This window comes from Corallococcus sp. CA053C, from assembly GCF_003611675.1.
GTDB lineage: Bacteria > Myxococcota > Myxococcia > Myxococcales > Myxococcaceae > Corallococcus.
In genome coordinates, this window is record NZ_RAWA01000376.1 from 1 (window position 1) to 9,681 (window position 9,681).

Below are 9,681 nucleotides of genomic sequence, written 5' to 3' on the forward strand. Positions count from 1 at the left end.
GCCCAGGAGGGGGCCGGTGGGGGAGTCGCGCAGCTCGGCGCCCTCGGGGGTGCCGGTGACTTCGACGATGCCGGTGATGAGCCCCAGGTCCAGGTCCACGGGCACCTCGCGGCCCTTGGTGACGGTGACGGTGGACTCCGTGGGGCGGTAGCCGTCCTTGCGCACGAGGACCTTGTGGCGGCCCGGCGTGAGCGCGAGCGTCTGCGGCGAGCGGCCCCGGCTGCCCAGGTCGGTGCGGTCCACGTAGACGTCCGCGCCCTTGGGGTTGGTGGTGACGCGCACCAGGGCGACCTTGGGGCGCAGCCGCTCCAGGGAGCGGGAGACCTCGTCGGCGTCCTCGGTGGGCAGGTCCTCCACCAGCAGGTCGTTGTAGTAGCGGTAGGCCTCGTTGAACTTGCCCAGGGCCTCGAAGCAGCGCGCGATGTTGAAGAGGACGTTGCGGTTGGGGACCAGCCGGTAGCTGGTGAAGTACGAGCGCAGCGCTTCGGTGTAGTTGCCGTGGGAGTACGCGTCGTTGCCCAGCTCGAAGGCGATGTCGGCCTCATCCGCCGTGTTGTCCGCCAGGGCGGGACCGGTGGTGAAGAGCAGCAGCGAGAGCAGCCAGGGGCCGAGGAGGGACACACGCATGATGGCGCCCTGCATTCTTCCCCCGATGACCTGTCAGGTCCATGACGGGGGCCGCGAGCCCGTGGATTGGCCCACGTCACGCCCGGCGTGGGTCAGCGGGCGAGCGCCGTCCCGAGCCGCAGGGCCGCGGCCTCCAGCGCTTCCAGGGGGAGGTGTTCGCCGGGGGCCGCGTCGAAGGCGCCCCGGCCCCGCAGGTGGGGCGGCGTGTCCGCGAAGCGGGGGACGAGGTGCAGGTGGAAGTGGCGCAGCACGTCGCCAATGGCGAAGGCGTACACGTGCTCCGCGCCCAGCACCTCGCGCTGGGCACGCATCACCCGGCCGGCGAACGGCCCCAGCTCGCGCGAGGCCGCCTCTTCCAGATCGTACCAGCCGCGCACGTGTTGTTCGCTGGTGAGCACCACCCAGCCGGGGACGGGGCTGGGCGAGGCCACCGCGTGGAGCACGAATCCGGGGGCGCGCGCCAGGACCCCACCGGGAGTGCGGGTGTCCCCGCGAACGATGGCGCAGCCCAGGCAGGGGTCATTCACATCTGACATGTCGTGTCATCCTCTTCAGGAGGTCCGGGTAAAATTCCCCCCACCTTGACGCGATGGCCCTGGGTCAGGGAGTGTCCGATTTCCGCCCTTTCTTGACAGCTGGGGCGTGAAAATTCCGTCAAAAATTCAAGGTGGGGATGATGAAGAAGCTTCTGTTGATGGCTGTATTGCCGCTGCTGGTGGGGGGATGCGGCAGTGACGAGACCGACGCGAACAACGACGGTGTCGTGGACGGCATTCGCGATCCGAACAACGTGTCGGTGGTGGTGCCTTCGACGCCGAAGGGGACTGTGTCGGGCCAGGTGCTGGGCACGAACCTGACGCCGCTGGCGGACGTCACGGTGTCCATGACGATTGGCAGCCAGGCGACGCCGAAGACGGCGACGACGGACGCTGCCGGCAACTTCGTGATGACGGACGTGCCGGCGGCGGCGCAGGTGCTGCTGACGTTCAGCAAGGCGGGCTACGCGACGCTGCGCGCGACGTCCACGGTGCCGGCCGAGGCGGGCACGGTGCCCATCAACAACGGCAACGCGAGCTTTGGTCCCATCACCCTGGCGCAGCTGAACAGCTCGCTGCGCTTCCACGTGGTGACGCCGGATGGCCGTCCGGCCGCGGGCGCGAAGGGCTCGCTGGAAGTGGACCGCGCGGGCTCCATCATCCTGGGCAACTACGAGACGGGCACCTCCGTGGTGAGCCGCGTCTACGTGGAGGCCACGGCGGATGACCAGGGCGTGCTGACGTTCACCGGCGTGCCCTCCGGTACGGAGCTGGCGCGGCTGAACGGCACCTACAACCTGTGGGTGGCCCCGATGGACGCCAACGGCGACGGCGCCCCGGAGACGGGCGGCTTCGTGACGAGCTACTCGGGCAGCGCCATCGTGAGCACCAGCGTCACGCGCGTCATCAACCTGCCGTACACGCGGCCTCAGGCTGGTGCGCTCGCCATCGAGAGCAGCAGCGTGGGCAGCCTCAAGGCGCCCCAGGCGACGGATCCGCTCAACAACCTGGTCCGCCCGGGCGAGCCCATCTACGTGTACTTCAACCAGCCGGTGCAGCCGGGCTCGCTGCTCGTGCGCCTGACGGACGAGTACGCGAAGGAGTCGCTGTCGGTGACGGCCACCGTGAACAACGGCGGCTACTCGGCGACCATCTCCCCGGGTGGTGGCGTCGTCCAGGAGGGCAAGGAGTACAACCTCTTCGTGCGCGCGGTGTCCGCCGAGGGCGGCACCAACCTCACCCAGACGGGCTTCTTCTTCGGTGGCACCCAGGCCAGCCCCAGGGAGATCACCATCTCCGAGGTCCGCTACCAGGAGACCACCCAGCTGGGCACGGGCCCTGCGACGCAGCTCAACCCGGGTGAGACCGTCTACGTGAGCTTCAGCGCGCCCATCCGCGCTCCGGCGAGCGGGACAGTCCAGGTCTTCTTCAAGAACGACATCGGCGGCCCCACCCCGAACGTCGTCGGCGATGTCGTCGGTGAGTTCAGCAACCCCTCCGGGCAGGGCTTCCAGCTCTTCATCAGTGAGCCCACGGCGCCCTATGTGACGCGCACGCCCGCCGAGAAGCCCGTCTTCGGCATCCAGACGTCCTTCGGATACAGCACCCGGTACGCCTTCACCTACGGCGGCAGCCTCCCGCTCACTCCGGCCCAGGCGGTCATCGTCGTCGCCTTCGGGAATCTGCCGTCCCAGGGCGCCAACGAGGCCTATGAGAGCATCTGGGGCCAGCCCATCAACGCGGATCTGTCGGCGACCGCGATCGCGATCCAGCCCGCGCAGACTCCGTGAGTCGAGCCGTGTTGGCTTGACGTGGCGGTACTGAGTTGAACCGGATGCCCCTGTGAAGCCCAGGCTTCGCAGGGGCATCTTGCTGTCCAGGTGTCCCTCCTGTCGGATCCCATGTCTTGAATGGAGACGGGCCCGCGCGGGATGCAACAGCGCGTGGACCCGTCATGGAATGGATCCCTTCTTGCTGTGCGCCGGACTCATGAAAAATTCGAAGAGCCTGCTGCTGGTGATGTGGATGATGGGCTCGGCCTGCATCCAGGTGCCTGAGCTGGAACCGGGAGCGCTTCCGGATGCAGGAAGCCTGGATGCGCGTCCTGTCTCGGTGAACTGGCTGTCGCCCGAAGCCGGGAGTTCCACCAATGGGACGCTCCGGGTCAGCGTGGAGGTCACCGGCTCAACTCCTGATCGTGTGGAGTTGTGGGTGGATGGCACGCCAGTGGGTGTGCTCTCCGCGTCCCATTCGCTGGACTGGGAGACCTGGTCGCTTCCTGAAGGTCCTCATGTCCTTGCCGTGCGAGCGACCCGGAATTCGCAGGTCTTCACGAGTCCTGAGCGCACCGTGACGGTGGATCGGACCCTTCCAAGGATGATCTCCCAGACCCCTGGCAACGCCGAATTCCTTGTTCCAGCAGGCACGGTGATCCATGCGACGTTCTCTGAGCCCCTGCAGGCCTCCAGCGTCAGCATCCAGTCCATCCAATTGACGGTGAACTCCTCGCCATTCAGTGCGGACGTGTCGCTGTCAGGGGATGGAAGGGCGCTGACGATTTCTCCTCGTACCCCTTTGCCCGTGGACAGTCAGGTCGCTGTCACGGTTGACGCCGCCGTCACCGATCTGGCTGGGAACAGGGTGGAAGCGACGTCCCGGGATTGGAGATGGACGATCCCGTCCTATCTCCTGGTCGGAGAGCCATTGCGGGACGGAATCCCGGACGCCAGTCTCATCGACAGGGCCTCGCTTCGAATTGGCGGAGACTCGCGCCCCCTCGCGGCGTGGGCACAGCATAACGGTGTCCACGTCAAGCGCTGGAACGGCGACGCGTGGGAGTATCTTGGTGGGCCGCTGAACTCAGGAGCGACGAACGCTCTCCTTGTCAGGGAAAGCGCGCTTCAGATAGACGCTGAAGGACGCCCCCTGGTGGCATGGCTCGAGTTCTTTGACGGTGGGATCCATCAGTTTCACGCTCGGCGATGGAATGGCGCGGCCTGGGAGTCCCTGGGGGCGTTCCTGAGCTCCATTCTTTCAGGGGGGCGGATCGACTGGATGGATTTCAGCAGTGGGACGCAACAGGCTCCCGTGGTGGCATGGAAGGAAGGGAATCAATCCCAACGCCAGTTCGTGCTTCGTCAGTGGGATGGCAGTGCGTGGGGCGCAAAGGCTGAACCTCTGCCGCTAGTCGGGGTCGTCAACTATCCGGGCTTTGACCTGGATGCCGCAGGGCAGCCTGTCTTTACGTTCTGGGAGAGTGACGCGCAGGGGGTGGATGTTGGCCGTGTGGTGAGATGGAATGGGTCGGCTTGGCAGGACATCTCGGCAGGGCTCGGGGGGCTGCCTTCGGCCCGGGTCTTCCATCCCGATGGAAGCCTCCTGGTGGGTGTCACGGCGCTGGTAGAGGGGAAATGGAGACCGCTCGTCAAGCGGTGGAATGGGAGCACCTGGCTTGCCGTGGGCGGGCCTGTAGACTCTGCTCCCAGCACCCATGGACGAACCCCCAGTGCCATCGTCGTGGACGCTCAAGGCTTGCCGATGACCCTGCTCACCGAGGTGCGCCCTCAACCTGCGACTTCAAGCATGGTGGGGCAGGTGCGGCAGTGGACCGGTGATCGCTGGGAGGACGTCTCCGGAGTCCTGCGACCGGCCCCTGGCATGTGGAAGAAAGGACTGCCCGCACTGGCCCTCAGCGCGGACAGGAAGCCCGTCGTCGCCTGGATTGAAGGGACCGATCCGGCCCTCGGTACCAGCGAGAGCGCCGTTCACGTCCATCGCGTCAATCACTGACGCCCCGCAGCCCCCATCCACCCACACCCCCATCCACCGTCCCCGTGTTTCACACCGGACGCCCGACCCTGGTTCCTTCTGCTTCCGTCCAGGGAAATCTTGCCAGAACGGGCGCTTTTTCGAGGACGTGTTTAGATTCATCCTGCCCCTCCCCTGCATGCGAGGCATCTGCTCCATGAAGAACGCGGTCATGACATCCCCGGAGAGCGAGCCGACCGCCAGCGGCGGGCCTGCTCCCGTGAACGCCAAGAAGCGCGTCCTCGTCGTGGACGACTTCGACGATGCCCGCGAGATGTACGCGGAGTACCTGGAATTCTGCGGGTTTGAGGTCGACACCGCCCGCAACGGCGTGGAAGCCGTGGAGCGCGCCCAGGTGGGGGAGCCGGACATCATCCTCATGGACCTGTCCCTGCCCGTCATGGATGGCTGGGAGGCGACGCGGCGCATCAAGCAGGACCTGCGCACCCGGGACATCCCGGTGATGGCCCTCACCGGCCACGTGCTCGCCGGCAACGCCGAACACGCCCTCTCCGTGGGGGCGGACGAGTTCGTCGCCAAGCCGTGCCTGCCCCAGGACCTGGAGAACAAGATCCGCAACATGCTCAAACCCAGCAAGGCGAAGCCCCGCTCGGGTCAGGAGTGAACGGCCCCTGGGGCCGCTGCTGTCCGCTGACGGACACTCGGGTGCGGCACCCTGCTCCAGGCCGTCCTCCCGCGGGCCCCCGGGTTGACCCCCGGACGCGGGAGCCGTAGGCAACCCCGGTGGGCTCTCCCGCCTCGTCCCCCCCATCCGACGCGTGGACTCCTCCGGAGGAGTTCGACGAGTACCGCATCGTGCGGCCGCTCGGACGGGGCCGCACGGGCCGTGTGTACCTGGCGCACGACACGCTCCTGGAGCGCCCTGTCGCGGTGAAGTTCATCCCGTCGCTGGGGTCCAACGCCCTGGCGCGCTTCCTGGTGGAGGCCCGCGCCGCCGCCCGCATCCAGCACCCCAACGTCGTCACGCTGTACCGGGTGGGCCAGCTGGAGGAGCAGCCGTACCTCATCTCCGAGTTCATCCGCGGCGTCAGCCTGGACCGGCTCGCCCGGCCTGTGCCGTGGGAGCGGGCGCTGCGCATTGGCCGGGATCTGGCCCGGGGGCTGGGCGCCGCCCACCGCCGGGGTGTGCTCCACCGCGACATCAAGCCCGGCAACGCCGTGCTCACCGAGAGCGGCGAGGTGAAGCTGCTCGACTTCGGCCTCGCCAAGCTGCTCGACCGCGCGGAGAGCAGCGCGCCCACCGCCCCGCGCGCGCCCATGCCGCCCCCGGAGCTGCCGGCGGACTGGGACCCGGAATCCAGCCCCGCCCTGGGCGCCCGCTCGCTGGATGGCGTCTTCCTGCCGTCCCTGCCGCGCGGCTCGCTGGTGGGCACGCCGTATTACATGTCCCCTGAGGCCTGGGCCGGCGAGGAGCTCACCGCGCGCAGCGACGTGTACTCGCTGGGCATCGTGCTCTACGAGCTGTGCGCGGGCCGGGGCCCCTTCCGTGACGTGCCCTGGCGCGACCTGTCCGAGGCCGTGCGCACCCGCGATGTGAGGCCCCTGCTGGAGATCTCCCCGTCGGTGGACCCCGGCTTCGCCGCCGCCATCGACAAGTGCCTGCGCCGCGACCCCGGCCAGCGCCACGCGTCCGCCGCGCAGCTGCTCGACGCGCTGGAGGCCCTGACGCGCGAGGAGGTGCCCGTCGTCGTCCCGGAGGGCAATCCCTACCGCGGCCTCCAGGCCTTCGAGGCCGAGCACCGCTCGCTCTTCTTCGGCCGCCGCCGCGAGCAGCGCGCCGTGCTGGAGCGCCTCAAGGCGGAGGCCTTCCTGCTGATGACGGGCGACTCCGGCGTGGGCAAGTCGTCGCTGTGCCTCGCCGGCATCCTGCCCGCAGTGTGCGACGGCGCGCTGGAGGACGGCCGGCGCTGGCGCACCGCGCGGCTCGTGCCCGGTCGCAGGCCCGTGTCCGCGCTCGCCGCCGCGCTCGCGCCGGTGCTGGAGGTGGGCGAGGAGCCGCTCGCGGAGACGCTGCGCCAGGACCCCACGTCCCTGGGCCGCAGGCTCCGCGCGAAGCTGGGCACCCAGGGCGGCCTGCTGCTCTACATGGATCAGCTGGAGGAGCTGGTGACGCTGTCGCCTCCGGAAGAGGCGGCGACCGCGGGCGCCGCGCTGGGCTCGCTCACGGAGGCGGCCGGCGGACTGCGGCTCCTGGCCACCGGGCGCAGCGACTTCCTCACCCGGCTCACCGGCGTGCCCGGGCTGGGGCCGGAGGTGCCGCACGCGCTGTACCTGCTGCGCGCGCTCACCCCGGAAGAGACGCGCGAGGCCATCGTCGGTCCCGCGCGGGTCAAGGGCGTGCGCTTCGAGTCCGAGGCCGTGGTGGATGCGCTCGTCGCCTCCACGGCGGCCTCCGACGGCGGCCTGCCGCTGCTCCAGTTCGCGCTGGCGGAGCTGTGGGACGCGCGCGACGAGGCCCGGGGCGTGATGACGCAGGCGGCGCTGGATTCGCTGGGCGGCGTGTCCGGGGCGCTCGCGCGGCACGCCGACGCCGCGGTGGCCCGCCTGCTGCCGGATCAACGGTCGGCGGCGCGCGGGGTGATGCTGCGCCTGGTGACCGCGGACGGCACCCGCGCGCGCAAGACGGACCGCGAACTGGTGGGCGATGATCCGCGCTACCGCGCCGCGCTGGAGGCCCTGGTGCGCGCGCGCCTGCTCGTCGCGCGCGAAGGGGAGGGCGGCACCGCGTACGAGCTGGCCCACGAGGCGCTGCTCACCGGGTGGACCACGCTGGCGCGCTGGCTGGTGGAGGCGGGCGAGCGCCGCGAGGTGCAGGCCCGGCTGGAGGCCGCCGCCGCGCAGTGGGAGCGCCTGGGCCATGCGCGCGAGTCGCTCTGGGGCCCGCGTCAGCTCGCGGAGACGGCGGTGCTGGAGCCGTCCGAGCTCACCCGGCGCGAGCAGTCGTTCCTGGAGACCTCGCGCCACACCGGCGTGCGCAGCCGGCGCCTGAAGCAGGGGCTGGCGCTGGGCTTCCTCGTGTCGCTGGCCCTGGTGTACGCGGGCCTCCAGTGGCGTGAGCGCCGCATCCTCGACGGGCGCGTGCGCGCGGAGCTGGGCGCGGCCACCGCGGAGCTGGACGCCGTGCGCGGCGAACGCGACGCGCTCCAGGCCGAGCGCACCGAGGCCTTCCGCCTCTACGACTCCGGCCACAAGGCGGACGGCGACCGCGGCTGGGTGAAGGCCACCGGGCACGCCGCCCAGCTGGCCCACCACTTCGACGTCGTGGCGGACCGGCTGGAGCGCGCGCTGGCCCTGGCGCCCGGCCGCGCCGACGTGCGCGACGCGCTGGCGGACTTCCTCTACGAGCGCGCCCTGTGGGCGGAGAGCGAGCGCGAGCCCGCGCTGCCCGCGCTCCTGCAGCGCCTGCGCCTGTACGACCCCGACGGCTCGCGCTGGCAGCGCTGGAACGCGCCCGCGCGCCTTTCCCTGTCCCTGGACAGGGCCGTGCCCGGCGCCACCGCGGAGCTGCGCCCCCTGTCGCGCGAGCCGGCAGGCCCGGAGGTCGCGGGCGAGCCCGTGCCGTCCCCAGGCCCGCTGCCATGGGCCGACGTCGCCGTGGCGCCCGGCCCCTACCAGCTCACCGTGCGCGCCCCGGGCCACGAGGACTCGGTGCAGCCGCTGCTCCTCCAGCGCGGTGAAGCGCGGCGCGTCGTCCTGCCGCTGCCCCTCGCGGGCTCGCTCCCGGCGGGCTTCGCCTACGTGCCCCCGGGCGAGGTGCGCTTCGGCAGCGCCGCCGAGTCCAGCGTGCGCGACTTCTTCAACGCCGTCCCCCTGCACCCGGTGCCGGTGCAGGGCTTCCTCGTCGCCCGCCATGAGACGACGTACGCGGACTGGCTCGCGTACCTGGAGGCCCTGCCCCCCCAGGAGCGCGCCCAACGCCAGCCCCGCGTGGGCACCGGCGGCTATGCCGGGGTGCTCGCGCTGGAGCAGGACGCGGGCGGCTGGCGGCTGCGCTTCCAGCCCGGCGGCGTGCTCTACACGGCCCGCGACGGCGAACCCCTGCGCTACGCCAAACGCACCCAGCGCCGCGAGCAGGACTGGCGCCAGTTCCCGGTGAGCGGCATCTCCTTCTCCGACGCGGAGGCCTACGCGGCCTGGCTCGCCGCGTCCGGGCGCGTGCCGGGGGCGCGGCTGTGCTCGGAGCTGGAGTGGGAGCGCGCCGCGCGCGGCGTGGACGGCCGCGAGTACCCCCACGGCAACCGGCTGGGCCCGGACGAGGCCAACGTGGACACCACCTACGGCAAGGAGCCGGGCAGCTTCGGCCCGGACGTCGTGGGCAGCCACCCCGCGTCCCGCAGCCCCTTCGGCGCGGACGACATGGCCGGCAACGTGTGGGAGTGGACCCGCTCGTGGCTGGAGCCCGGCCGCCCGGTGGCCCGGGGTGGGAGCTACTCGTTCGCCGTGACGTCCGCGCGCTCCACCAACCGCGAGCTGCCGGATGCGTCCATGCGCGACGTCGCGGTGGGCCTGCGCGTGTGCGCCGACCTGCCTGCTTCAGCGGGCTCCGGGCCCTGAGCCTCACCCGGCGAAGCCCCACGCCCGACTGAGCACCACCCAACGATGGAACCCCGGGATTCGCCCCGGGGTCTGTCCCAAGTGGAAGCCACCGGACGCTGCAAGTGGCCGGGAGGGCTTGCCCCAGTTGCCGCTC

6 protein-coding genes are annotated in these 9,681 nt (G+C 70.7%); 4 read left to right on the forward strand and 2 right to left on the reverse strand.

Annotated elements, in window-relative coordinates:
- Both D7V97_RS34045 and D7V97_RS34050 read right to left on the reverse strand, forming a co-directional pair.
- On the reverse strand, positions 1–627 hold a 627-nt coding region (locus D7V97_RS34045), incomplete at its 3' end, for a PEGA domain-containing protein (protein ID WP_120614793.1).
- 92 nt (positions 628–719) lie between these two features.
- Positions 720–1,163, reverse strand: a complete 444-nt coding sequence (locus tag D7V97_RS34050) for an HIT family protein (protein WP_120614789.1) — start codon at positions 1,161–1,163, stop codon at positions 720–722.
- A gap of 137 nt (positions 1,164–1,300) precedes the next feature.
- On the opposite strand from D7V97_RS34050, the gene D7V97_RS34055 reads away from it, so the two are divergent.
- The 4 genes from D7V97_RS34055 to D7V97_RS34070 all read left to right on the forward strand — a co-directional run bounded on the left by D7V97_RS34055 (position 1,301) and on the right by D7V97_RS34070 (position 9,545).
- Complete coding sequence (locus D7V97_RS34055; RefSeq protein ID WP_120614790.1) at positions 1,301–2,953, forward strand: carboxypeptidase-like regulatory domain-containing protein; 1,653 nt, start codon at positions 1,301–1,303, stop codon at positions 2,951–2,953.
- 169 nt (positions 2,954–3,122) lie between these two features.
- On the forward strand, positions 3,123–4,952 hold the full coding sequence (locus D7V97_RS34060; protein ID WP_120614791.1) for an Ig-like domain-containing protein: 1,830 nt from the start codon (positions 3,123–3,125) through the stop codon (positions 4,950–4,952).
- A 175-nt stretch (positions 4,953–5,127) separates the two neighbouring features.
- Positions 5,128–5,595: a response regulator gene (locus tag D7V97_RS34065; protein ID WP_120614794.1), complete on the forward strand. Its 468-nt coding sequence runs from the start codon at positions 5,128–5,130 to the stop codon at positions 5,593–5,595.
- A gap of 119 nt (positions 5,596–5,714) precedes the next feature.
- On the forward strand, positions 5,715–9,545 hold the full coding sequence (locus tag D7V97_RS34070) for a bifunctional serine/threonine-protein kinase/formylglycine-generating enzyme family protein (RefSeq protein ID WP_120614792.1): 3,831 nt from the start codon (positions 5,715–5,717) through the stop codon (positions 9,543–9,545).
- The last annotated feature ends 136 nt before the right edge of the window (positions 9,546–9,681 follow it).

What these genes read in the sequence shown, in the direction of transcription:
- D7V97_RS34050 (WP_120614789.1), bottom strand. Translation starts at nt 1,163, where the DNA reads ATGTCAGATGTGAATGACCCCTGCCTGGGCTGCGCCATCGTTCGCGGG.
- D7V97_RS34055 (WP_120614790.1), top strand. Translation starts at nt 1,301, where the DNA reads ATGATGAAGAAGCTTCTGTTGATGGCTGTATTGCCGCTGCTGGTGGGG.
- D7V97_RS34060 (WP_120614791.1), top strand. Translation starts at nt 3,123, where the DNA reads ATGGATCCCTTCTTGCTGTGCGCCGGACTCATGAAAAATTCGAAGAGC.
- D7V97_RS34065 (WP_120614794.1), top strand. Translation starts at nt 5,128, where the DNA reads ATGAAGAACGCGGTCATGACATCCCCGGAGAGCGAGCCGACCGCCAGC.